The sequence below is a fragment of the Novosphingobium rosa NBRC 15208 genome (assembly GCF_001598555.1).
Classification (GTDB): Bacteria; Pseudomonadota; Alphaproteobacteria; order Sphingomonadales; family Sphingomonadaceae; genus Novosphingobium; species Novosphingobium rosa.
This window is the reverse complement of record NZ_BCZE01000001.1, coordinates 143,672-166,332: the sequence shown is the minus strand read 5'-3', so window position 1 is coordinate 166,332 and position 22,661 is coordinate 143,672. Positions and strand designations below refer to the sequence as shown.

The window sequence follows — 22,661 nt, the reverse complement described above, 5'->3', positions numbered from 1 at the left end:
CTCTGAACATGCGCCGCCTTCGTTTGGGCGGGTCACGGGAATGGTGGGATCAGGTCATGGGGCTTCGGCCCTTGCGGTCTGGCGCGTAACGCCCAGCCGGGGCGCCACGGACAGCAGGATAATGGCCGCGATCAGGATCAGCGCGCCGACCAGATCGGGCGTGCCCGGCCAGGGCAGGCCCCAGCCCAGCGCGAGCAGCAGCGATCCCGCCACGCCCGCGACAAGGCTGGAGGCGCGCTCCATGGGTACGCAATAGGCGTTCTCGCGCGCGTCCAGCAGGATCACGGCGGAGAAGATCGAGACGATGGTGAGGGTGAAGGCGATGGCCGCCAGCCACCAGATCACGCTGTCGCTCCAAACCTGCACGAAGCCGATGCCCAGCTGCCCGGCCTGTCCACCGATGCCGCTGGCTGAAAGCAGCGCCAGCGCCAGCACCGCCAACGGCAGGGCCACCAGCTTTTCCTCGACGAAGTAGCGGCGCACCGAGGCGGCCTCGCCCGATTTGGCGACACGCGTCATCACGGCAAGGCGGATGAAATAGCCCAGCGTGTAAAGCACTACATCGAGGATCGCGAGCGGCGGCAGCGCCAGCCCGCCATGGGCGCGCAGGGTGATGAACAACGCGAAGGCCACCATCACCAGCGCCGCCCAGCTCCACCAGCGCACGCGGCGGCCGAACATCAGATCGACCAGCGGGGCGATGATCAGGATGTCGCCGCGCATCAACAGCTGGATAAAGGGAATGCTCACCCCCTTGAAGGTGAAGGACAGCGGCACGGTGAACAGCACCAGCGCGGTGCCGACACCCGACAGCACGGTGTAGCGCGTCGGCACCGGCAGGCGCAGGCCGCCCAGTTGCACGCCATGCGCCTCGCGATGCCAGCCCGAGAGCCAGATAAAGGCCCAGGTCATCACCATGTTGAGGATCAGCGAAGCGGGCAGGGTTTCAAGGCCGCTCAGCGGGCGGCCCAGCGCCGCGCTGGGCAGGGTGGTCACCAGCTTGGTGAGAATGATGTTGGGCAGATAGGAGAGGAAATAGAGGAAGACGATGCCTTCCAGCGAAATGCTCAGCCGCGCTTTCATGCCACGATCTCCACCATATCCTCGCCCTGCCGGTAGCGGGCGTTCAGCCCCGCTTCCTGCGTGATGGCGGTGAGATAATCCACCACCTGCGCGTGGCGCGGATCATCCCGCGCGACAAGACGCGGCACGGCGTCGCGATCGATGTAGAGCGGCAGGAAACCGCTGCGCTGGATCCGGCCCTGCGCGATCTCGAAGCGGGCGATGATCGACAGGCGCGAGGCTTCAGGGAAGTTGTAGAGGCCCTCGAAATCGGGCTCCCACGTTTCGGCCAGCACGCGGATCTCGTTCCAGCTTTTGGAGGCGGCATGGGCCGCGTCCATCTTCAGATCGGTGGCGAAGTTGCACAGCGAGTGGAAGACGGGCTTTCCATCGATGATGTCGCAGCCCTTGAGGATATGCGGATGGCCGCCCAGAATGGCGTCCGCCCCGGCGGCGATGGCGGCGCGGGCCACATCATGGGCGTAATCCGGGATGGTCGCCCGCACGAAATGGATGCCCCAGTGCAGCGAGACGAAGACCACGTCGGCTGAGGCTTTGGCGGCGCGGATATCGGCTTCCAGCGCGGCCAGATCCTCGCGATGGGGGTAGGAATGGGTGCGCGGCGGCGTGCCGGGCTGATCGTGCTCGATCTGCTCATAGATGGTGAAGGCGCGCATCGGGGCGCAGCCGGGGCGGCGCTCGTCGGCCCAATAGGCCATGGGCAGGATGCTGGAATAGGCGAGGAAGGCAACCGTCGAGCCATCGGGCAGGGTGTAATGCACCGGCTGGCGGGCTTGCGCGATGGTGGCGCCCGCGCCAACCACCTGCATGCCGTTGTTTTCGATATGCGCCCTGGTTTCGAAAAAGGCGTCATTGCCCCAGTCGAGCACATGGTTGCCCGCCATGGAGATCAGGTCGAATCCCGCTCGGCTGAGCGCTGCAGCACCATCGGGGCGAGCCAGCACGGCATGGCGGGCCTGCGGCGCGCGCACGCCTGTTTCCGCAAAGCTGGTTTCCAGCTGGCCGAAGGTGATGTCCGCCGCGCTCAGCACATCGCGGGTGGCGGTGAAGCTCTCGTCGTAGTCCGCGCGGTCCATCGCCAGATCGCCGACGGCCAGCACGATGCCCGGCTTGGTCATGCGTCACCTGCGAAATGGATGGGCACGCTCAGCGCGCCGATTTCGGGGAAGCGGGTGGGTTTGGGCTCGCCATCCAGCGTGAAGGCGGGGGCCGCTTTCAGCAATTCCTCGATGGCGATGCGCAGCTCCAGCCGGGCCAGACCCGCGCCCACGCAATTGTGCGGACCGCGCCCGAAGGCCAGCGAATCCTTCATATTGGGCCGGTCGAGTCTGAAGCTGTCGGGATCGTCGAAGACATCGTCATCGCGGTTGGCCGAGGCATAGACCAGCGCGATGGGCTCACCCTGCGGGATGGTGCGGTCGCGGATGGTCACCGGGCAGGTGGCGGTGCGGGCAAAGCCGCGATAGGGCGCATAGAGCCGCAGAAATTCCTCGATGGCGGCGGGCATCAGTTCGGGCTGGGCGCGCAGTTGCGTTTGCAGATCGGGATGGCGCGCAAGATGCACCGCAATCGAGCCGATCACCACGCTGGGCGCGATCAGCCCGACCACCAGCACCTGCCGGATGGTGCCGACGATCATCTCCTCGGGCAACGGCTCGCCATCGACGCGCACCGCCAGCAGGGCGCTGGTGGCGTCCTCATCGACCGGCAGCGGGGCGACGCGGCGCTGCGCCACCACGGCGCGGGCCATGTCGTAAAGCAACAGGCTGGTTTCCTTGGTGGTCTCCATATCCGCCGATTGCACCGCGACATTGTAGCGCTTGCCCGCATCGGTGAGGGAGGCGATGGCCTCCTCATCCAGATTCATCCAATGGGCGAAGACCGACACCGGCATGGGCGCGCCATAATCAGCGCAGACATCGCCGCCGCCACGCGCCACCATCGGCGCCAGCAGCGCCTTGCAGATGCCGCGCACCACGGGCTCCAGCCGGGCGATCCGCTTTTCGGTGAAAAGGGGCGCCAGCGCGCGGCGGTAAGGCGTATGCTCGGGCGGATCGAGATGAAGCGGGGGCCGCCGCCCGGTGAAGGCCACCTTGGGCACCACATTCTGCTGCGAGGTGATGAAGGTCTGCCAGTCAGCGGCGGCTTTGGCCACGTCATCATGCTTCATCAGCGCCCAGAAGCCGCCCCACGCCTCGCTGTGGGCGACGGGGCACTGGGCGCGAAGGCGTTGGTAGTCGCCGTGAGCGCTGTCGAAGGTTTCCGGCTGAAGGGGGTCGAAATCATGAGCCATGAGTCGGGGTGTAAGCGGCTATGAAAGCGCTTGCAATACTCTTTGCAAAATTTTGCCGGATCGCTAACCCATGTCGCATGAATGCTCGCACCCCACGCCTTGAAGAGGTGGCCTCGCTGGCCGGTGTTTCCACCGCCACGGTCTCGCGTTTTCTCAACAACCCCGCCATGGTGGCGCAACAGACCGCGCAACGCGTGCAGACGGCGATTGTCGAAACCGGCTATCTGCCCAATCTCAATGCCGGGGCGCTGGCTTCCAACCGCTCGCGCCTGATCGCGGCGCTGGTGCCCGACATCGCCCAGTCGATCTTCAACGACACCATGGAAGCCATGATCGAGCAGCTGTCCGCCGACGGCAACAGCGTGGTCATGTCCTTGACAGGACCCGATAATCGCCGGCTGGAGGCGCAGATCGATGCGGCCTTGTCACGCCGGGTCGATGCCATCATCCTGACGGGCATCGTCAGCGATGTTGAGACGCGCAAAAGGCTGAAAAGCCAGTCGGCCACGGTGATCGAGACATGGGGTCTTCCCGAAGACCCCATCGATGTCGCCGTGGGCTTTTCCCATGCCGCCGTGGGGCGCGAAATGGCGCGTTTCCTGCACGGCAGGGGCTATCGCCGCCCGCATCTGGTGGTGCCGCGCTCGGGGCGGTCGCAAGCCCGTGCCTCCAGTTTCGCCGAGCACTGGATGGCCGATGGCGGCGAGCAGCCGAGCATTCTGGAGGTCAACATTCCCAGCCATTTCGGGCAGGGGCGGTTGGCCTTTCGCGGTCTGGCCGATCTGGAGAATCGCCCGGATGTGGTGGTCTGCGGTTCGGACTGGATCGCGCAAGGGTTGCTGGTGGAGGCGCAGGCCGCCGGGGTGCGCGTGCCCGACCAGCTGGCGGTGACGGGCTTCGGCAATCTGCGGCTGGCGGGCGATATGCGGCCCACGATCACCTCGGTCGATATCGATGGCGCGCGGATCGCCTCGGAGGTGCATCGCATCCTGCGTGCCCGCGCGGCGGGTGAGGCTTTGCCCTCCCTGCTGGTCGATGTGGGGTTCCGCATCATTGCGCGGGAAAGCGCCTAGTCACGCCTTGCAAGCTCCAATGAAAGGGCTTGCATCGATTTTTGCATTGAGGCAGCATCTCTCCCGGAACCGACAGGGAGAGAGTGATGCGTGTGATTCCGGCTGCCGCCTTCGGGCTGGCCCTGAGTGTTTCGGCTGCCAGCCTTCCGGGCGCCCTGCTGGCGCAAGATGCTCCCAAACGCGCGCCTCTGCCCGGCGATATCGCGCTGAAAGAGGATTCAGCCAGGCAGCGCCCGCTCAAATGGTCGATGCCGGACAATCCCGGCAGCGGGCCCTATGCCGCGATCAAGGCGGTGGACCCGGCCTTCCCCGATCATGTCATCTATCGTCCGGCCCGGCTGGCTGCGGTGAAGCGCAAGCTGCCGATCCTGCTGTGGGGCAATGGCGGGTGCCGCGGCGATGGCGCTGCGGCGCGGCTGTTTCTTGAGGAGATCGCCTCGCACGGCTTTCTGGTGATCGCGCCCGGCAAGATCCTCAGCGGACCCGGAACCCCCATGCCGGCCGATGACAAGGCCATGGGCAAAAGCCAGACCGCCGATGTGCTGGCCGGGCTGGATCTGGCGGACAAGGCCAATGCCGCAGGGCCTTACCAGGGCCGCCTCGATCTGGCGCGCGTGGCCGTGGCGGGCACCAGCTGCGGCGGGCTTCAGGCGCTGCAGGCCGCTGCGGACCAGCGTATCAAGGCGGTGATCGGCCTGCACACCGGCTTTTTCAACGATGACCGCGCGCCCAACACCGGCGAGGCCACCAGCAAGGACCAGCTCAGGGGATTGCACACGCCGGTGCTCTACATTCTGGGCGGGCCGCGCGACATCGCCTATGAAAACGGCATGGACGACCTGAAACGCATCGATCATGTGCCGGTGGCGGTCGCCAGCCATGCTGTGGGCCATCTGGGCACCTTCAACCAGACCGATGGCGGCTCGGAAGCGCAGGTGTCGCTCAACTGGCTGAACTGGCAACTCTTTGGCGATAGCAAGGCCGGGGCAGCCTTCACGGGCAAGGATTGCGGCCTGTGTCGCGACAAGGAGTGGGTGCTGGACCGCAAGAAGATCTAGGATCGTTTTTCCCATATCCGGGCGGCGTCATCATCAGGCTGCCGCCCGGATGTGGCCCTAAAAGCCGGATGTGGACGGGTCGCTGTCCAGCTCGGTCGCGGCCTGCGCCGCATCGTTGATATGGCGGCGCATCAGGCGCTCGGCTTCGGTGGCGCGCCCTTCCAGAATGGCGGCGGTGATCCGGCGGTGATCGGTGTTGGCGTCGTCGATCCGCTCGGCCCGGTGGAAGCTGGTGATGATCAGGCGATGCACCGGCAGCCGCAGCCGCGCCACCGCCTCGGCAATATAGCGATTGCCCGAACCTTTGAGAATGGTGGCATGCCAGGCATCGTTCAATTCGGCAAAACGCAGGTGGTTGCCGCTGCGCTCGCAGCCGTTGAGTTCATCTTGCAGGCGCGCCAGATCCGTTTTCGCCTCCTGATCGCCGGACATCGCGAAATCATGCGCCGCAATGCCTTCCAGCACCATGCGCGCGCGATAACTCTGCTGGATATCCTCGCGCGTGAAGGTGCGGACGGAGGCCCCGCGGAACTCCTCGATCACGATCAGGCCTTCGCCTTCCAGCCGCTGAAAGGCCTCGCGCACGCGGCTGCGTGTGGCCCCGGCGTCGCGGATGATGTCGGCCTCCACCAGCCTCTGGCCCGGCACCAGCAGGCCGCGCCGGATGCGGTCACGCAGCCATTGCGCCACGTCGCGCTGGGTGGTCTGATCGGCGCCGATGGGGTTTTGCGTGTCTTGCATGGGTTCTGTCTGGCTGATGGTGAGGCATGGAGCGGTTGGCGGGGCGAGCCTTATGGACCGGCGGCCCATTCTTGTCGATCATGTCACGCGCAGGGGCGCGTAGACCGGGCCGACCTCGGGCATGCCGCTCATGCGCGGGTCGCCATCCATGGCGATGCTGCGTGTTTCATCGAGCAGCACGCGGATGGCGATCTGCAGCATCCGGCGGGCCATCGCCATCCCCGCGCAGCGATGAGGGCCCCGGCCAAAGGCCAGATGCTCGCGGATGTTGGGGCGGTTCAGCCGGAAGCTGTGCGGATCCTCGAACACGGCTTCGTCACGGTTGGCCGAGGCATAGGCCAGGGCGATCGGTTCGCCCGGCGCGATGGCGCGACCATGCAAGGTGACGCCATGGCGCGATGTGCGCGCGAAGCCGCGATAGGGCGTATAGAGCCTCAGGAACTCCTCGGTGGCCGGGATGGTCAGGGTGGCGTCACGGCGCAGCCTGTCCTGCAGATCGGGATCGCCTGCCAGATGAACGGCCACACTGCCCAGAAACACCGGCGGCGCCACCAGCCCCACCACCAGAATTTGCCGCACGCAGCCCACCAGCATCTCGTCGGGCAGGGGCGCGCCATCATCGTCCTGCGCCTGCAGCAGCGAACTGACCGGATCGCGCTCCGGATCGAGCAGCGCCTGCCTGCGCGAGGCGATCAGGTCGCGCGCCAGATCGTAGAGCGTTTCGCTGGTGCGGCCCACGGTCTCGACATCGAAGGCTTCCCACGCTTTCACAAAGGCCTGCGCGGTGCGCCACAGCAGCGTGGTCTGGGGCTCGTCCAGCGCGAACCAGTCGGCGAAGGCCAGGGCGGGCAGGGGGCTGGAGACGTGCTCGACCAGATCGCCGCCGCCGCGCGCCACGAAATCGCGCATCAACCGCCGCGCATGGGCCTCGATCACCGGGGCGATGTCCTCCACCCGGCGCGGGCCCAGCGCCCGGTCGATGGCGCGGCGATAGGGCGTGTGTTCGGGCGCGTCGAGATGCAGCGGGGGGCGGCGTCCCGTGGCCGAACTGCCGGGCACCACATTGCGCACCGTGGTGGTGAACCCGTCGGCATCTTCCAGCACCGCGCGGATGTCCTGATGACGGGTCAGCATCCAGAAGCCGCCGAAGGCCTCGCTATGGGCCACCGGGCAGCGCGCGCGCAGATCGGCAAAGACGCGATGCGGCGTTTCGAACTCTTCATGGGCCAGTGGATCATAATCCTGCATCGCCGCCATTTCCCATATTGTTGACAATATCATTGACCTTCTCATGGGCGCAACCTAGTCCACTCGTCAAGACATCAGGGAGAGAAGAGCCATGGACCCCCAGGCCACCCACACCTATCGCCGCGTTATGGCCCGTGTTGTTGCGCCGCTTGCCGCACTGATTGTGCTGAGCTCGGTGGACCGCGTGAACATCAGCTTTGCCGCCATGGCGATGCGCCATGATATCGGGCTGGGGCAGGCTGCCTATGGGCTGGGGGCGGGGCTGTTCTTCGTCGGCTACCTCCTGTGCCAGCTGCCCAGCATGGCGCTGTTGCAGAGGGTCGGTGCGCGCCGATGGATCGCTTTCAGCGTCATCGGCTGGGGTCTGACGGCCGGGGCGATGAGCCTGATTCAGGTGCCGTGGCAGTTCTTCGTGCTGCGGGTTATCCTCGGTGCTTTCGAAAGTGGCTTTGCGCCCGGCGTGGTGTGGTACGTCAGCCTGTGGTTGCCAGAGGCGTGGCGTGGGCGCTCGATCGGCCTGACCTTGCTGGCGATTCCGCTGTCGGTGATTCTGGGCGGGCCTTTGTGCGGCTGGCTGCTCAAGCTGGAGGTTGCGGGCTTGCCGGGCTGGCGTCTGATGTTCGCCGCCGAGGGGTTGGCGACGGTGCTTGCGGGCCTGGCTGCGGCGGCATGGTTCGTCGATGGTCCGGCGCAGGCGCGCTGGCTCAGTGCTGAAAGCAGGTGGTGGATTGCCCGCGCGCTGGCGGCGGAGGATGGGCCGAAGGCTGTCGCCGCGCCGCTCGATATGCCCGCTTTGTGGCGCTGCGCCTTGCTTTGGCTGGTGCTGGTGACCAGCGCCAACGGGCTGATTTTCTGGCTGCCCAGCGCGATTGGCGGCACCGGCATCCGCAATCCGCTGGCCATCGGCGTGCTTACCGCGCTGCCGTGGATCGCCATTGCGCTGGGCATGATGCTCAACGCCCGCCATTCCGACCGCACGGGCGAACGCTATCGCCACCTTGGCGTGGCCATGCTGCTGGGCGCGGTCGGCCTTGCCGTCGCCGGTTTCGTGGGTGGCGGCGCTGTTGCGCTGGGCGCGCTGATGCTGGGTGGACTGGGGTTGGGCGGCGCGCAATCGGTGTTCTGGACCATCCCCACCGCGCGCTTCGCCGGAGCCCGGGCGCGAGCCATCGCCCTGATCAATCTGTGCGGCAACGTCGGCAGTGTGGTGGCTCCGGCGGCCATCGGCTGGATTGCGCAAAAAAGCGGTGCGCTGGCCATGCCGGTGGTCGCGCTGGCTTGCTGGCTTGCCCTGTCCGTCCTGTTGATCCTGCCCTTGGAGAAATCGCCGATAATCTCTTCTCTGCGATCACGCCTCTGAATAGATTGTTGACAATAATTAGCTACTCAATATAGCAATCATAAAGAAGGGCGTGTTCAGCGCCGACAACAGGGGAGAGGATCGTGGACAAGTCCATTCGTGGGGCGTGGCTGGCTGGTGCCGCCGCCATCACCATCATCGCCACCGGAGCGGAGGCGCAAACCGCGCCTCCCCCAGCCGAGGCCGATGCAGCCGATCAGCAGGCGGCCAGCGCAAAGCCCCCGGTCAGCCCACCGAACGCCGATATCATCGTCACCGGCACCAGCATTCGCGGAATCACAGCCGTGGGTTCCTCCGCCGTGTCGGTCACGCGTGAGCAATTGGCTGCCTCGGGCCATTCCACCCCCACCGATGTGCTGCGTGAACTGCCGCAGGTGCAGGGGCTGGGCTTCGATGAAACGCCCCGCGTCGGCCAGAACGGCGGCGGCAATCTGCAACGCGGCTCTACCGTCAACCTGCGCGGGCTGGGCAGCAATGCCACGCTGCTGCTGGTGGATGGCAAGCGCATCGCACCGACCGGCAACGTCTATTCCTTCACCGAGGCCAACCAGCTTCCCACCTCCGCCATTGAACGCATCGAGGTGATCGCCGACGGCGCTTCGGCCATCTATGGCTCGGATGCGGTGGCGGGCGTGGTCAATTACATCACCCGCAAGCGCTTCAAGGGGATGGAGCTGACGCTGCGCGGCACGGGCTCGGCGGCCTATACGGGCTGGGGTGCCAGCTTCGTCACCGGCAAGGACTGGGGCACGGGCGGCTTCGTGCTGGCCTATGACCATGACGACCGGGGCGAGATGATGTATGGCCAAAGCCCCTATCTGCGCCAGGATCTGCGCAGCGTGGGCGGGCCGGACAACCGCGTGCGCACCAACACCGCCACAGCGGGGCTTTACGCCAACATCGTCGTGCCGCGCTCGGGCACCAACCCATATTATCCCACGGCGGGCGCTTTCGATTATTACGGCATCAACCCCAATTCCCCCGCCTCCGGCACGGGGCTGACCGCCGCCAATCTGCTCTACAATCAGGCCAATCTGGCCGACGCCAACAATGCCACCACCTTCCTCCCGCATACGGTGCGCAATCAGGTCTCGCTGACCGCCGAGCAGGACATTGGCGAGCGGCTCCACCTTTCCGCGCTGGCCTTCTACAACCGGCGCGAGAGCACGCTGCACAGCTATGTCCAGTCCGCCGTGCGCACACTGCCATCCACCAGCCCCTATTACATTGCGGGCGTTCCGGGGGTGGCTCCGGGCGCGGCGGAAACGGTCGACTTCTCGCTGATGAAGGATGTCGGCATCGGCACCACCCACATCTACGATGTGTCCTATCAGGGCTCGCTCAACGCCACCTATCGCATGTTCGGCGACTGGAAGGCCGATGCCGGCGTCAACTTCTCGCGCGACAAGAACTGCGCCAACTGCATCGATGCGCTGGCGGGCAATCTCAACACCACCGCGCTGCAGGCCGCGCTGAACAACGGCACCTACAACCCCTTCAGCACCACAGCCGCGCCCCAATCGGTGCTGGCGGCCATCTTCCCTGCCGCCTTCGACAAGAACCGCTCCAGCATCAGCCAGTATGATCTGCGCTTCGGCGGCAGCCTGTTCAACCTGCCGGGCGGCACGATCAAGGGCGCGATCGGCGGCCAATATCTTTACATCACCCAGTGGCGCAGCTCGATCGGCGTGCAGGCAACGGTCGATGTGCCCTATGCCTATGCCAACCGCACCATCAAGGCAGGCTATGCCGAACTCTTCGTGCCGCTGCTGGGCGAGGGCTTCACCCTGCCGGGCATCAAGCGCCTGATGCTCGATGCCGCCGTGCGGACCGAACATTATTCCGATGTGGGCAGCACCACCAACCCCAAGGTCGGCCTCACCTGGGATGTGGTGACCGGCCTGTCGCTGCGCGGCGCCTGGGGCACGTCATTCCGCGCGCCCAATCTGATCGAGAACAATCCGGCCTTCTTCTCCAACGTCGCCCTCGCCACGATCACCAATCTTTCGGGTGACCCTAGCATCGGCCTCACCAATGCGGCGACCAACCAGACCAATGTGCTGAACGTTTCGGGCAGCAATGCGCAGCTTCTCCCCGAAACCGCGACCAACTATTCCTTCGGCTTCGATGTGAAGCCTTCGCTGCTGCGCGGGCTGAACCTGTCCTTCACCTATTACAACATCCATTATCAGAACCAGATCATCGGCCTGCAAAGCTATCGCACCAGCTATCTGGCCAGCCCGGCGAACCGCGCGCTTTACGCGCCCTATATCGTGGCGGCGGCCCAGCCGAGCACCTGCGTCAACGGCAACCGGGCGACCTACAACCCGCTCTATGCCGCCGTGCTGGTCAATGCCCCGGCCAACATCGATGAGAGCCAGCTCTGCACGGCGCGGGCCATCACCTACAGCCGCAACGCCAATGCTTCGGACGTGCGGCAGAACGGCATCGATGTGCTGGCCAGCTATCGCTTCGATCTGGACAAGTCCCACCTCACGCTGGCGGGCAGCTTCACCAAGATCCTCGGTAACAAGACGCAGGTGGTCAATGGCGGCGCGGTGATCGACGGGGTGGACATCGTCAATTACCCGGTCAGCCTGCGCGGGCGTGGCAGCGTGACGTGGAACTGGGGGCCGCTCACCATCACCCCGGCCTTCGATTATGTCGGTTCCTATGTGAACAACATTCCCATCGTGGTGAATGGCGCGGCGCTGCCCAATGCCAAAATCCCCTCCTGGACCACCTATGATCTCACGCTGGTCTATGATTTCGATGCTCTGGACAATCCGGCCTGGGCGAAGGGGATGAATGTCGCGCTCAATCTGCGCAATCTCACCAACAAGCAGCCGCCGGTCGTGCTGTCCTCGAACGGGAACGGCATGGATACGCAGAATGCCAATCCCTATGGCATCGTCGCCAATCTGCAGGTGACCAAGCGGTTTTGAACCCTTTTCCGTGATGGAGGACCGGCCTGATGCTGACAGTCTTGCGCAAGCTTGCGGCTTTTCTCTCGCTGCTGGGGCTGATCGTGGCCCCTGCCCTACAGGCCCAACCCGCTGCCGGGCTGGTGCGCTACGCCGCGCTGCCCGTGCGCGCGGCGCTGGCGCCGGTGATGGATTGCGCGGCGTTGCGCGGACGCGGCTTGCCCACGCTTCCCGATGCGGGCGCGCGGGTGCTTTCGGCAGAGGTGGTGCCCGCTGCGAAGGGCCGCGCGGAGATGTGCCTGCTCAAGGGCTATGTCGCCCCCAACATCCATTTCGAGCTGCATCTGCCCACCACAGGCTACACCGGGCGCTATCTGCAAGGCGGCTGCGGCGGCAATTGCGGCGCGATCCGCACCGGTTTTTCACCCGCCTGCGATGACGCGCAGGCCTTCTCCGGCGCCTTCGCCGTGGGCTTCGAGGATTCCGGCCACACCGGGGGCGACGGCATCTGGGCGCTGGGCGGCGAGCAGGTCCGGGCGGACTTCTCCTATCGCGCGGCCCATGTTTTTTCCATCGCGGCCAAGGCCTTGATCGGCCTCTATTACGGTCAGCCACCTGCCTATGCCTATTTTCAGGGCTGTTCGGACGGCGGGCGCGAGGCGATGATGGAGGCCCAGCGCTATCCCACGGATTTCAACGGCCTCGTCGCGGGCTCGCCGGCCACCATCATCACCGAGGCGATGGAGCGCTTTCTCTGGGAAGCGCGCTGGGGCCATGACGATGCGGGCAGGATGGTGTTCGACAAAGCCGCGCTGGAAACCCTGCACGGCGCGGTGATGGCGGCTTGCGATGGGCTGGACGGCGTGAAAGACGGCCAGATCGATGAGCCCCGCGCCTGCCATTTCGATCCGAAAACCATTGTCTGCGGTCCGCAGCGCGCCGACGCCTGCCTGACCCCGCAACAGGCCGATGTCGCCCGCCGCTTCTATCAGGGGCCCGTCGATGCGCAGGGCGTCCATCTTTATCCCGGCGGCGAGCCCTATGGCGCGGAGCTGACCTGGGGCGGGCGCGGCGGGCTGACCGAAGCGGGTATCGCCATGATGGATGAGAATGTGCGCACCATGATGTTTCTGGGCACCCTGCCCGAAAGCGTGACGCTCAAGACATGGGGCTGGGACGTGCCCACCTTGCGGGCGCTGCAAAAGCATGGCGCGATCTATGATGCCGACAATCCGGACCTGAAACCCCTGCGCGACGCCGGCGGCAAGCTGATCATCTGGTATGGTGCCGCCGATCCGGCAGCCGGGGTGGATGGCATGCCCGACTATTATGCCCGCCTCCGCGATGCTGTGGGCGGGCTGGATGCGGCGCGTGCCTTTGTCCGCATGTTCCCGGTGCCCGGCATGTATCACTGTCGCGATGGTTATATCCCCTATCAGGCCAATATGCTGGGCTCCATCGTCAACTGGGTGGAACAGGCGCATGCACCCGACCAGATCATGGCCAGCGCGCTGCTGCCCGATGGCACGCCCCGTCATCGCCCGGTCTTCGCCTATCCCGTCCGCGCCACCTACAAGGGCAAGGGCGATGTGAACGATCCGGCCAGCTTCGCCGGCAAGATGCCCGCCACCTTGCGTGACGATCATTACGTCTGGGCCGGGGCAGCCTATTGAGTTCCCGAGGAGTCTGCGCGTGACATCGACCTCCCGCCTCCGCCTGTGGCCCACAACCGCCCTGATCGGCGCCATCGCCTGCCTCAGCGCCAGCATCGCCCTGTCGCGGCCCGCACCCCCGGATGGCGCGCCGCGGCGGCCGGGGGCGGTGGGAGACACGGCAGGGCAGGTTCCCGCCCAGACCAGGCAGGCTCAGGCCGTGGCCGATACCGCGCCGCGAGGCGATGGTTATGGCGCCGCCGATCCGTCATGGTGGGCCCCGGGCGAGCAGCGGACCATGCCCGCCATGGCCGATTACGCCGACCCGTCGGGGCGGATGCAGGTGCTCAATGCCGATGGTCCGCTGGCCAGCAAGGGGCATCCCTTCTTCACCCCGCTGGGGGCGAATGGGCGGGCCTGTGTCACCTGCCATCAGCCGGAAAATGGCATGGGCCTGTCGGTGGCCACGATCGACCGGCGCTGGGCCGAGACGCAGGGCAAGGATCCGCTGTTCGCCGCCATCGATGGCTCGAACTGCCCCAGCCTGCCTCAGGGCGAGCGGGCGTCGCATGCGCTGCTGCTGGATCGCGGGCTGTTCCGCATCTTCCTGCCATGGCCGCCACGCGCCGCCGATGGCACGCCGATCCAACCCGAATTCACCATCGCCGTGGTCAGCGACCCCACCACCTGCAACACTGATCCCACCTATGGGCTGCACAGCGCCAACCCGATGGTCTCGGTGTTCCGCCGCCCGCGTCCGCTGGCCAACACCAAATATCTCACCCAGCTGCCCCATGGCGTGCCCCCGCACGAAGCCTTTTTCTACAATGACAAGAGCCTGCTGCCCAAAGACCCGCAGACCGGCCAATTCGTCTCGCTGCAACTGATGGCCGACGGGCGTGAGCCGACCTTGCGCACGCAGGCGCTGGAAGCGGCGATGACGCATCTTCAGGCCAGTCGCAAACCCACCGCGCGGCAGTTGGACCGGATCGTCGCCTTCGAGCGGCAGATCTATGCGGCGCAAGGCGTGGACGGTGTCGCGGGGGCTTTGACCGGAAATGGCGCGCCGCCCGGCCTTGGCGCCGCAAGCCTGCGCGATGGCGCTCCGGCATGGCTGGGCAACAATCCGGTCAACAAGGTTTTCGGCAGCTTTGCCATGTGGGCGAAGCCCGCGTCCGGTGAGAGCCCGGCCCAGAGCGAACGCCGCCAGTCCATCGTGCGGGGGGCGGAACTCTATTACAGCCGCCGCTTCATCATTCAGGATGTGGGCGCCTATAACGACAAGGGCATCGGCAATCCCTTCAAGCGCTCCTGCGCCTCGGGCTGCCACAACACGTTGATGATGGGCATGGATCTGGCCCCCGGCTTTATGGATCTGGGGCTGAACAATCTGCCATGGTCCAACAACCGGCCCGATCTGCCGCTGTTCGAGATCACCTGCTCGCCCACCGCCAGGCCGCAGGCCTATCTGGGGCGGCATATCTACACGCATGATCCCGGACGCGCGCTGATCACCGGCAAATGCTTCGATGTGGGGGCCACCATGACCCAGCAATTGCGCGCTCTGGCGGGGCGGGCGCCCTATTTCGCCAATGGTTCGGCGCGATCCTTGCGCGAGCTGGTGGATTTCTACGACCGCCGCTTCAACATCGGCTATGCCGAGCAGGAAAAGCAGGATCTGGTCCACTTTCTGGAGGTGCTGTGATGCCCGCCGTCAGGCCCACCGCCTTGCTGGCCATGGCGCTCACCGCCGCCGCGCCGCCCTCCGCGGGAACGCCGGTCAGCTTTCTTGCCTGTCCGGTGGCGCAGGACACCGGGCCCGACAGCGATCTGTGCTTCTTTGTGGAGCATGACGGGCAGCGTTACTCGCTCACCAATCCGGTCGATTACGCCAGCGCGCAATTGCACCATCAAGTGCTGGTCGAGGGCAGGGTGAACGATGGGCCCGCCCCCTGCGGCGGGCTGAGCGTCGAGGGCCGCTTCTCGGTCATGCCCGAGATCGATCCTGCCTGCGACCGGATCGTGCCCGCCACCCCCGGCATGGCCTATGGCCCCAACGCCGTCAGCGCGGAACGCAAGGCGGCGGCCAGCGCGATGCTGGCGCGGGTGGAAGCCGATCCCGCGCTCTCGATCCGCCCGATCTACAAGGATGCCGCGCCTGAACCCGCTCCCACGCCGCCGTTCTTGCCGCGCAATCTGGCCGTCTATTACCCCTTCGACAGCGACCGGGGTTCCTTGGGCGACATGATCGCGCTGATGGCGCTGGTGCGCTATGCGCAGGCCACCCATGCCCATGTCACGATCCGGGCGACACGCGGTCAATCGCGGCTGGACGACGGCAGGCTGCTGAGCGAAGCCCCCGGCCTTGCCCGCCAGCGCGCGGACAAGCTGCGCCATATCATCACCGGGCTGGGGCTTGATCCCGCGCGGCTGACGACGGACTTCGATGAAGGCCCGGCCATGGCAGGCGGCTGGCCATCGCGGCGGGGGGACATAAGGGTGGAGCCGGCGAACCGGGGACGGTGAAGGCGCGCATTTTCAGCGGCTCTTGCCGTTGCGCCGAAGGTACGCTTGAACAGGGCGATGAAGCTGGAGGGATTGTCAAAAACCGACGTTGAAGGCGGCCTGCCCGACCGGCGTCTGATGGCCAATGCTGGCGGGAATGCTGCTTTGGGGATCGGGGTTGGCGCGGAAGCCTATGTTTCCAGTCTTGTCATCAGGCCGTGTTGACGGGATGGGCCTTATGGCTGCCCCAATCTCGCCGCGGCCATCAGCGGGGCGCCGCGCTTGATCGTTTTCATGCAGATGGTCGTGGCGAAGCGCTGCACACCGGGCAGGCGGCTGAGGTTTCCGCGCAGCAGGCCGTCCAGCGCCTCCACGTCGCTGGTGACGACATGCAGCAGATAATCGCCGTCGCCCGCCGTGGTGTAGCAATTGAGGACGGCGGGGTGGCCCATGATGGCGGCTTCGAACGCCGGATGCTGGGCGAATTCGACCGACACCTCGACAAAGGCGCTGAGCTTGAGGCCGATGGCATAGGGATCGATGGCGGCGGGATAGCCCGTGATGATGCCCTGTTGTTCAAGCACTTGCACACGGTTCCAGCAGGGCGTCTTCGACAGGCCGACCTTTTCGGCCACGGCTCCGAAACTTTGCCGGGAATCCTGTTCCAGTTCGGCCAGAATGGCGCGATCGAACCTGTCCACCTCATCATCTCCCGGTCGCCAACGGTCTGTCAGATCGGAGTATGTCTGACAGATATTCCTGAAAAATCTCATACGCCGGGACATTGTTCTGCACAAGTGTGACGCCATGGCGGCTTAAAGGACAACATTCGCCATCGGAATGCCTACAATGCCCCGCAGAGGGAGCCAGGGCCATGACCGATCCAGAAATCCGCGACGATGCTGCCGCACCATCTGCACGGCAGCTGTTTCACCGGCCGGAAGGCGGGCCTTACCTGCTGGCCCACAGCGTCGGCCTCCTCCCCCTCGCGGCGCGGGACAGTGCCGAACAGGCGTTCTTCACCCCTTGGGAAACTGCCGGGGGCGATGCATGGTCGCAATGGCTTGGCGCGGTCGATGCATTCCGATCCGCTCTGGTCGATCTGCTGGGCGGCGAGGCGCGCCAATGGTGCCCCCAACCCGGCGTCTCCGCCGCCATATCGCGGATCATCTCCGGTCTCTCATGCCGCCCGGAGCGCAATGTCATCCTGATCTCGGAGCAAGCATTTCCCTCCGTGGCCTATGCCGTGGACGGGCTCTCGCGCCTCGGCTTCCGCATGGAACTGGTGACAGGCGACCCTTCAGACCTTGCCAGCTGGCGGCGCATCGGCGATCCCGACATCGCCGTGGTGGTGATGATGCATGTCCACTCCAACACCGGCATCCTCAGCCCGGTGGCCGAGCTGACGGCGATGGCGAAGGCTCATGGCGTTTTCTCGATCGTCGATGTCGCGCAGTCGGCGGGTGTGCTGCCGATCAGCGTCGATGCATGGGATGCCGATGCGGTCGTCGGCACCTGCGTGAAATGGCTGAGCGGCGGCCCCGGCGCCTGTTTCGCGTGGGTGTCGCCCGAGGTCATCGAGAGCATCACGCCGATCGAGCGCGGATGGTTTTCGCACGCCAACCCGTTTGAGATGGATCTTCGCCACTTCGCCTTTGCGCCCGATGCGCGTCGGCTCTGGGGCGGGACGCCGTCCGTGGCGCCCCTTGCGATCGCGACGGCGGGCTTGCGGGCTGTCGCGGGGATCGGCGTGCCTGCCATTCGCGCGCACAATCTGCGCCTTTCCGGCAGGCTGCTGGGCCAGATAGACGCCGATCCCGGCCTGCTCGCCCAGCGCGGCGGCACGCTGTGCCTCCCCCTCGACGAGCATCACGAGGCCGCGCTGAAAGCGGACGGCGTCCGTTTCGATCGACGGGGCGCGCGCCTGCGCCTGTCCTTCGGCATCTGGAATGACGAGGCGGATGTCGATCGCGTGGCTGCTGGCCTGCGCGCCGCGGCGCGCGGTTGAGGAGGGCGCGATGACACGGAACGCAGAAGCTTTCGACCACTGGATCCGCACGAGTTTCGTCGCGATGAACACCGCGTTGGAGGAGCTTTATTTCGCCCGCGAGGACCGCTCCGCCGTGGAAGGGGCCGGCGAAGGCATCAAGCAGCAGCTGTGCGAAGAGGGACGGCTGCTGATCGCCCCGCTGCTGGCGGAGGGGCGGACCACCGATGGCTTTGGCTCGGCGTTCCATCTGCTGGGCAATGTCGGCCTCTATCTGGGGGCGCTGCGCCGCCATGAACTGACCCATCCTGATCGCGAGGAGCAATCGCCGCATCAGGAGGCTTCCGCGCTGGCGCTCCATGTCGGTGCGGCGGCGGGCATGGCGCCACGCTTTGCGACCGCCCATCTGGCCACGCATAATCTGGCCGTGAACGGGGTGCGCAAGAGCTTCACGGCGCTGCCTGACGAGTTCCTGTTTATCGACGAGAACACGCGCGGCATTCTGAGTTTCCAATGCGCGGCGGATGCCTTGCGGCGGCTGGTCGCCATCGGCGTGAGCAGCCCGGTCGCGGACGTGCTGTTCGAGCAGGCCGGGGCCGCGCTGGAGGCGGTCATCCGCTTCAACCAGCGCCTGTTCGACAGGCTGGATGTCGACCGGTTTTTCTACAGCGTGCGGCCCTATTACAAGCCTTACAGGGTCGGTCGGCATGTCTATCGCGGCGCCAATGCCGGGGACTTTCCCAGCATCAACGAGATCGATCTGCTGCTCGGCCTCTGCCGCGCCAGCGATCCCTCCTATTCGCAACTGCTGCTGGAAAAAATGCCCTTCATGATGCCGGGCGATCAGGCGCAATTGCGCGACTGCATGGCGACGCCGAACATGCTCGATGCGTTCCTTCTCGCGGCGGACAGCCAGGCGGATCAGCCCTGGTTCCAGACCAACGCCCGGGCCTTCCTCAAGCTCTGCGATACGTTCGGGCGGACGGCGCGGCAGCATCACGATATGCTGGTCGACCGCTTCATCACCCGCCCCGCCGCGCAGGTGAGCACGCGCGCTCTGGGCAGCATCACCGCGAGTGGACCGCCGCTCGACGTGCTGCTGCGCAGCCTTGAGCGGTTGCGGGACTATCGTTGCGCGGCGCCGCGTGATGACATCCCCACGCGCCACCGGGACATCGAGCGGCTTCGCGCGCTTGTCGGCATCCGGTGACGCGCTGATCTTGGGCGGCAGGCGCTGGTCCGTCAAAGCAGCCCGGTTGCGCTCAACTCCCTGGCGCAGCGCCTCAGTGCGGGCAGAAATTGCGTCCGCAGATCCACGATGGAGACCCGGGAGGCCTGCGTCCCCACATTGATCGCCGCCACCACTCGGCCCGACAGTCCAAACACCGGCACCGCCACGGAGCGGAGCCCCATTTCCAGCTCCTGATCGATGATCGCATAGCCTTCCTCGGCCACCTTGTCGCAGATGGCCTGCAGGCGGTTGGGGTCGGTTTCCGTCAGATCGGTGCGGGTGGTCGGATTGATGCGGCGGAAATAGGCGGCGCGGCTCTCCCTCGGCATATCGGCCAACAGCACCCGCCCCATCGAGGTGGTGTAGAGCGGCAAGCGGCTGCCCACCCGCAGCGCGATCGACATGATCCGCGAAACCTCGGCCCGCGCGATGTAGAACACCTGATCGTCATCCACGATGCCCAGCGAGCAGGATTCGCCCAACTCGTCGCGCAACTGGTCCAGCAGCGGCTGCGCCCGCAGCGCCAGCGGCGTGGAGGAGAGATAGGCATAGCCCAGCGTCATCACCTTGGGCCGCAGCGCGTAATGGCTGCCATCCTGCGCGGCATAGCCCAGTTTCACCAGCGTGAGCAGGCAGCGGCGCACGGCGGGGCGGCTCAGTCCTGTCAGCTTGCTGGCCTGAGCGATGGTCATGGCCCGCTCCTGCTCGGCGAAGCACCGCATGACCGCCAGACCGCGCGCCAGCGAGGCCATGAACTCTGGATCGCCGGGGGATTCGAGCAGATCGTCCATCATACTTTGGTGCTTTCAATAACCGATTACCGTACAATATATCGTTTATCGATTGACTCAAGAGGGGGCACGGCAGAACCGGGAGGCAAGGACACAGGTTTCAGGAGAGAGAACCGTGATCGATAAAAGCGTGGCCTCGGCCCAAGCTGCCGTCGCCGATATTCAGGATGGCGCATCCATCATGATCGGAGGGTTCGGCACCGCCGGCATGCCCGACGAGCTGATCGAGGCGCTGATTGCGCGCGGCTTGCGTGACCTGACCGTCATCAGCAACAATGCCGGAAACGGCGAGACAGGCGTGGCCGCGCTGATGCGGGAAAAGCGGGTGCGCAAGATCATCTGCTCCTTCCCGAGGCAGGCGGATTCGCATCATTTCGACGCGCTCTATCACGCCGGTGAGATCGAGCTGGAGCTGGTGCCGCAGGGCAATCTGGCGGCGCGCATTCAGGCGGCGGGCGCTGGCCTCGGCGCCATCTTCACCCCCACCGGCTTCGGCACGCAGCTGGCCGAGGGCAAGGAAACCCGCAACATCGACGGGCGCGACTATGTGCTGGAATACCCTATCCACGCCGATTTCGCGCTGATCAAGGCGCAGCAGGGCGATCGCTGGGGCAATCTGATCTATCGCAAGACAGCCCGTAACTTCGGCCCGATCATGGCCATGGCGGCGAAAACCGCCATCGCTCAGGTGGCCGAGATCGTGCCGCTGGGCGCCCTCGATCCCGAGGCCGTGGTGACGCCGGGCATCTTCGTCCAGCGCGTGGTGCCGATCATGCCCGCCTCGGCTCTGGCTGCCTGAAGGGAGAAGAACAATGGAACGACTGGACCGCAAGGCCATGGCCGCCCGCGTCGCCCGCGACATTCCCGAGGGCGCCTATGTGAACCTCGGCATCGGCCTGCCCACGATGGTGGCCAACTATCTGCCCGCCGACAAGGACATCTTCCTGCAGAGCGAAAACGGCGTGCTGGGCATGGGGCCCGCCCCCGCGCCGGGGCTGGAAGACCCCGAACTGATCAATGCGGGCAAGCAGCCCGTGACGCTGCTGGATGGCGGCTGCTTCTTCCACCATGCCGACAGCTTCGCGATGATGCGCGGCGGCCATCTCGACATCTGCGTGCTCGGCGCCTTCCAGGTCTCGGCCACAGGCGATATCGCCAATTGGCACACCGGCGCGCCGGGCGCGATTCCGGCGGTGGGCGGGGCGATGGACCTTGCCATCGGCGCCAAGCAGATTTTCGTCATGATGGAGCTGCTGACCAAGAGCGGCGAGAGCAAGCTGGTCGAACGCTGCACCTATCCGCTGACCGGCATCGGCTGCATTTCGCGCGTCTACACCGATCTGGGCACCTTCAGCGTGGGGCCGCAGGGCGCGGGCATCATCGATCTCGTTCCCGGTTTCAGCATCGAGGAGGCGCGCCGCAGCACCGGACTGGCGCTGGACGCCGCCCAGCTGGCCGCCTGAGAGGATTTCCCAAATGACTGAAGCCTTTATCTGCGACGCCGTTCGCACGCCTATTGGCCGCTACAATGGCGGCCTCTCCCGCATTCGCGCCGATGATCTCGGCGCAGTGCCGCTCAAAGCCCTGCTGGAGCGCAATCCGGGCCTTGATCCCGCCGCCATCGAGGAGGTCTTCTACGGCTGCGCCAACCAGTCGGGCGAGGACAACCGCAATGTCGCGCGCATGAGCCTGCTGCTGGCGGGCCTGCCTGCGGGCGTGCCAGGCGTGACGCTCAACCGCCTCTGCGCCTCCGGGCTGGAAGCGGTGGGGCAGGCGGCCCGCGCTATCCGCCTCGGCGAGATGCATCTGGCCTTTGCTGGCGGCGTGGAAAGCATGACCCGCGCGCCTTTCGTGATGGGCAAATCCGACACCGCCTTCGGGCGCGCCCAGACGCTGGAAGACACGACGATGGGCTGGCGCTTCGTCAACCCCGCGCTTGCTGCCGCCTATGGCACCGAAACCATGCCGCGCACCGGCGAGAATGTCGCCGAAGCTTACGGCATCAGTCGCGCGGATCAGGATGCCTTTGCGCTGCGCAGCCAGCAGCGCACGGCGGCGGCGCAGGCCTCTGGCTTCCATGCCGAGGAGATTGTCCCCGTCAGCGTGCCGGGCCGCAAGCGGGGCGAGGTCACGCCGGTCACGCTGGACGAACATCCCCGGGCGGACAGCAACCTTGAGGCGCTCTCCGGCCTGAAGCCGCTGTTTGGCCCCACCGGCACGGTGACGGCCGGCAATGCATCGGGCATCAACGATGGCGCGGCGGCTTTGATCATCGCCAGCGAGGCTTCGGTGAAGACCCATGGGCTGACCCCGCGCGCGCGCATTCTGGGCCTTGCTTCGGCCGGGGTGGAGCCCCGGGTGATGGGCATCGGCCCGATCCCGGCGACGCGCAAGCTGATGGCGAAGCTGGGCCTGACCATCAGCGACTTCGACGCCATCGAGCTGAACGAGGCCTTTGCCAGCCAGTCACTGGCGGTGATGCGCGATCTGGGGCTGGCGGACGATGCGCCGCAGGTGAATGCCAATGGCGGGGCGATTGCGCTGGGCCATCCGCTGGGCATGTCTGGCGCGCGTCTGGCGCTGACCCTGGTGCATCAGCTGGAGAAGACCGGCGGCAAACGCGGGCTGGCCACGCTGTGCGTGGGCGTAGGCATCGGCCTGGCGCTGGCGGTCGAGCGGGTCTGAGCGCTGCCGCTTATGGAGTGCCGCGCATGT

19 protein-coding genes are annotated in these 22,661 nt (G+C 66.0%); 12 read left to right on the top strand and 7 right to left on the bottom strand.

Annotation, left to right across the window (positions count from 1 at the left end; translation table 11 throughout):
* Window positions 1–54: 54 nt before the first annotated feature.
* Genes SR3_RS00695 through SR3_RS00685 form a run of 3 tightly spaced genes read right to left on the bottom strand, consistent with a single transcriptional unit; the run spans window position 55 to window position 3,376 of the window.
* Window positions 55–1,083: a hypothetical protein gene (locus SR3_RS00695; RefSeq protein ID WP_068079605.1), complete on the bottom strand. Its 1,029-nt coding sequence runs from the start codon at window positions 1,081–1,083 to the stop codon at window positions 55–57.
* Window positions 1,080–2,201, bottom strand: a complete 1,122-nt coding sequence (locus SR3_RS00690; protein ID WP_068079604.1) for a CapA family protein — start codon at window positions 2,199–2,201, stop codon at window positions 1,080–1,082. Before SR3_RS00690 ends, SR3_RS00695 begins: the two co-directional genes overlap by 4 nt.
* The gene (locus tag SR3_RS00685) at window positions 2,198–3,376 is read right to left on the bottom strand and encodes a cytochrome P450 (protein WP_068079603.1); all 1,179 of its coding nucleotides are present in this window, start codon (window positions 3,374–3,376) and stop codon (window positions 2,198–2,200) included. Before SR3_RS00685 ends, SR3_RS00690 begins: the two co-directional genes overlap by 4 nt.
* A 77-nt stretch (window positions 3,377–3,453) precedes the next feature.
* Between SR3_RS00685 and SR3_RS00680 the strand changes: the two genes are divergently transcribed.
* Window positions 3,454–4,449, top strand: coding sequence for a LacI family DNA-binding transcriptional regulator (locus tag SR3_RS00680; RefSeq protein WP_068079601.1), 996 nt, complete (start codon window positions 3,454–3,456; stop codon window positions 4,447–4,449).
* A gap of 86 nt (window positions 4,450–4,535) precedes the next feature.
* Window positions 4,536–5,507: a dienelactone hydrolase family protein gene (locus SR3_RS00675; protein ID WP_245653667.1), complete on the top strand. Its 972-nt coding sequence runs from the start codon at window positions 4,536–4,538 to the stop codon at window positions 5,505–5,507.
* 57 nt (window positions 5,508–5,564) lie between these two features.
* On the opposite strand, the gene SR3_RS00670 is transcribed toward SR3_RS00675, so the two are convergent.
* On the bottom strand, window positions 5,565–6,248 hold the full coding sequence (locus tag SR3_RS00670) for a GntR family transcriptional regulator (RefSeq protein ID WP_068079599.1): 684 nt from the start codon (window positions 6,246–6,248) through the stop codon (window positions 5,565–5,567).
* A 78-nt stretch (window positions 6,249–6,326) separates the two neighbouring features.
* Window positions 6,327–7,529: a cytochrome P450 gene (locus tag SR3_RS00665; RefSeq protein ID WP_245653665.1), complete on the bottom strand. Its 1,203-nt coding sequence runs from the start codon at window positions 7,527–7,529 to the stop codon at window positions 6,327–6,329.
* A 58-nt stretch (window positions 7,530–7,587) separates the two neighbouring features.
* Between SR3_RS00665 and SR3_RS00660 the strand changes: the two genes are divergently transcribed.
* The 5 genes from SR3_RS00660 (at window position 7,588) to SR3_RS00640 (ending at window position 15,958) form a co-directional block, all read left to right on the top strand.
* Window positions 7,588–8,856 (top strand): MFS transporter, encoded by a 1,269-nt coding sequence (locus tag SR3_RS00660; protein ID WP_068079595.1) that lies wholly within the window; start codon window positions 7,588–7,590, stop codon window positions 8,854–8,856.
* Window positions 8,857–8,939: 83 nt separating this feature from the next.
* Complete coding sequence (locus SR3_RS00655; protein WP_068079593.1) at window positions 8,940–11,801, top strand: TonB-dependent receptor domain-containing protein; 2,862 nt, start codon at window positions 8,940–8,942, stop codon at window positions 11,799–11,801.
* A gap of 29 nt (window positions 11,802–11,830) precedes the next feature.
* The gene (locus tag SR3_RS00650; protein ID WP_068079591.1) at window positions 11,831–13,453 is read left to right on the top strand and encodes a tannase/feruloyl esterase family alpha/beta hydrolase; all 1,623 of its coding nucleotides are present in this window, start codon (window positions 11,831–11,833) and stop codon (window positions 13,451–13,453) included.
* A 19-nt stretch (window positions 13,454–13,472) separates the two neighbouring features.
* Window positions 13,473–15,137 carry a hypothetical protein gene (locus SR3_RS00645; protein WP_068079589.1) on the top strand — a complete coding sequence of 555 codons (1,665 nt, stop codon included), beginning with the start codon at window positions 13,473–13,475 and terminating at the stop codon, window positions 15,135–15,137.
* Window positions 15,137–15,958 carry a hypothetical protein gene (locus SR3_RS00640; protein ID WP_068079587.1) on the top strand — a complete coding sequence of 274 codons (822 nt, stop codon included), beginning with the start codon at window positions 15,137–15,139 and terminating at the stop codon, window positions 15,956–15,958. The genes SR3_RS00645 and SR3_RS00640 overlap by 1 nt, the downstream gene beginning before the upstream one ends.
* Window positions 15,959–16,173: 215 nt before the next feature.
* Here the strand turns inward: SR3_RS00640 and SR3_RS00635 are convergent, their stop codons facing one another.
* Window positions 16,174–16,638 carry an Lrp/AsnC family transcriptional regulator gene (locus SR3_RS00635; RefSeq protein WP_068079585.1) on the bottom strand — a complete coding sequence of 155 codons (465 nt, stop codon included), beginning with the start codon at window positions 16,636–16,638 and terminating at the stop codon, window positions 16,174–16,176.
* Window positions 16,639–16,811: 173 nt separating this feature from the next.
* On the opposite strand from SR3_RS00635, the gene SR3_RS00630 reads away from it, so the two are divergent.
* The gene (locus tag SR3_RS00630; protein ID WP_068079583.1) at window positions 16,812–17,945 is read left to right on the top strand and encodes an aminotransferase class V-fold PLP-dependent enzyme; all 1,134 of its coding nucleotides are present in this window, start codon (window positions 16,812–16,814) and stop codon (window positions 17,943–17,945) included.
* A gap of 10 nt (window positions 17,946–17,955) precedes the next feature.
* A complete protein-coding gene (locus tag SR3_RS00625; protein WP_068079890.1) occupies window positions 17,956–19,134 on the top strand; it encodes a PrnB family protein in 1,179 nt (392 codons plus the stop codon).
* Between the two features lie 32 nt (window positions 19,135–19,166).
* On the opposite strand, the gene SR3_RS00620 is transcribed toward SR3_RS00625, so the two are convergent.
* Complete coding sequence (locus SR3_RS00620; RefSeq protein ID WP_068079582.1) at window positions 19,167–19,949, bottom strand: IclR family transcriptional regulator domain-containing protein; 783 nt, start codon at window positions 19,947–19,949, stop codon at window positions 19,167–19,169.
* Window positions 19,950–20,061: 112 nt separating this feature from the next.
* On the opposite strand from SR3_RS00620, the gene SR3_RS00615 reads away from it, so the two are divergent.
* The 3 genes from SR3_RS00615 to pcaF are packed head-to-tail and all read left to right on the top strand — an operon-like array spanning window position 20,062 to window position 22,631.
* A complete protein-coding gene (locus SR3_RS00615) occupies window positions 20,062–20,745 on the top strand; it encodes a 3-oxoacid CoA-transferase subunit A (RefSeq protein WP_068079580.1) in 684 nt (227 codons plus the stop codon).
* A 13-nt stretch (window positions 20,746–20,758) separates the two neighbouring features.
* The gene (locus SR3_RS00610) at window positions 20,759–21,409 is read left to right on the top strand and encodes a 3-oxoacid CoA-transferase subunit B (protein ID WP_068079579.1); all 651 of its coding nucleotides are present in this window, start codon (window positions 20,759–20,761) and stop codon (window positions 21,407–21,409) included.
* Between the two features lie 13 nt (window positions 21,410–21,422).
* A complete protein-coding gene (pcaF, locus tag SR3_RS00605; protein WP_068079576.1) occupies window positions 21,423–22,631 on the top strand; it encodes a 3-oxoadipyl-CoA thiolase in 1,209 nt (402 codons plus the stop codon).
* Window positions 22,632–22,661 lie beyond the last annotated feature (30 nt).

Excerpts from the sequence above, each read along its gene's own strand:
- SR3_RS00695 (WP_068079605.1), bottom strand. The coding sequence starts at position 1,083 with ATGAAAGCGCGGCTGAGCATTTCGCTGGAAGGCATCGTCTTCCTCTAT.
- SR3_RS00690 (WP_068079604.1), bottom strand. The coding sequence starts at position 2,201 with ATGACCAAGCCGGGCATCGTGCTGGCCGTCGGCGATCTGGCGATGGAC.
- SR3_RS00685 (WP_068079603.1), bottom strand. The coding sequence starts at position 3,376 with ATGGCTCATGATTTCGACCCCCTTCAGCCGGAAACCTTCGACAGCGCT.
- SR3_RS00680 (WP_068079601.1), top strand. The coding sequence starts at position 3,454 with ATGAATGCTCGCACCCCACGCCTTGAAGAGGTGGCCTCGCTGGCCGGT.
- SR3_RS00675 (WP_245653667.1), top strand. The coding sequence starts at position 4,536 with ATGCGTGTGATTCCGGCTGCCGCCTTCGGGCTGGCCCTGAGTGTTTCG.
- SR3_RS00670 (WP_068079599.1), bottom strand. The coding sequence starts at position 6,248 with ATGCAAGACACGCAAAACCCCATCGGCGCCGATCAGACCACCCAGCGC.
- SR3_RS00665 (WP_245653665.1), bottom strand. The coding sequence starts at position 7,529 with ATGATATTGTCAACAATATGGGAAATGGCGGCGATGCAGGATTATGAT.
- SR3_RS00660 (WP_068079595.1), top strand. The coding sequence starts at position 7,588 with ATGGACCCCCAGGCCACCCACACCTATCGCCGCGTTATGGCCCGTGTT.
- SR3_RS00650 (WP_068079591.1), top strand. The coding sequence starts at position 11,831 with ATGCTGACAGTCTTGCGCAAGCTTGCGGCTTTTCTCTCGCTGCTGGGG.
- SR3_RS00640 (WP_068079587.1), top strand. The coding sequence starts at position 15,137 with ATGCCCGCCGTCAGGCCCACCGCCTTGCTGGCCATGGCGCTCACCGCC.
- SR3_RS00630 (WP_068079583.1), top strand. The coding sequence starts at position 16,812 with ATGACCGATCCAGAAATCCGCGACGATGCTGCCGCACCATCTGCACGG.
- SR3_RS00625 (WP_068079890.1), top strand. The coding sequence starts at position 17,956 with ATGACACGGAACGCAGAAGCTTTCGACCACTGGATCCGCACGAGTTTC.
- SR3_RS00620 (WP_068079582.1), bottom strand. The coding sequence starts at position 19,949 with ATGATGGACGATCTGCTCGAATCCCCCGGCGATCCAGAGTTCATGGCC.
- SR3_RS00610 (WP_068079579.1), top strand. The coding sequence starts at position 20,759 with ATGGAACGACTGGACCGCAAGGCCATGGCCGCCCGCGTCGCCCGCGAC.
- pcaF (WP_068079576.1), top strand. The coding sequence starts at position 21,423 with ATGACTGAAGCCTTTATCTGCGACGCCGTTCGCACGCCTATTGGCCGC.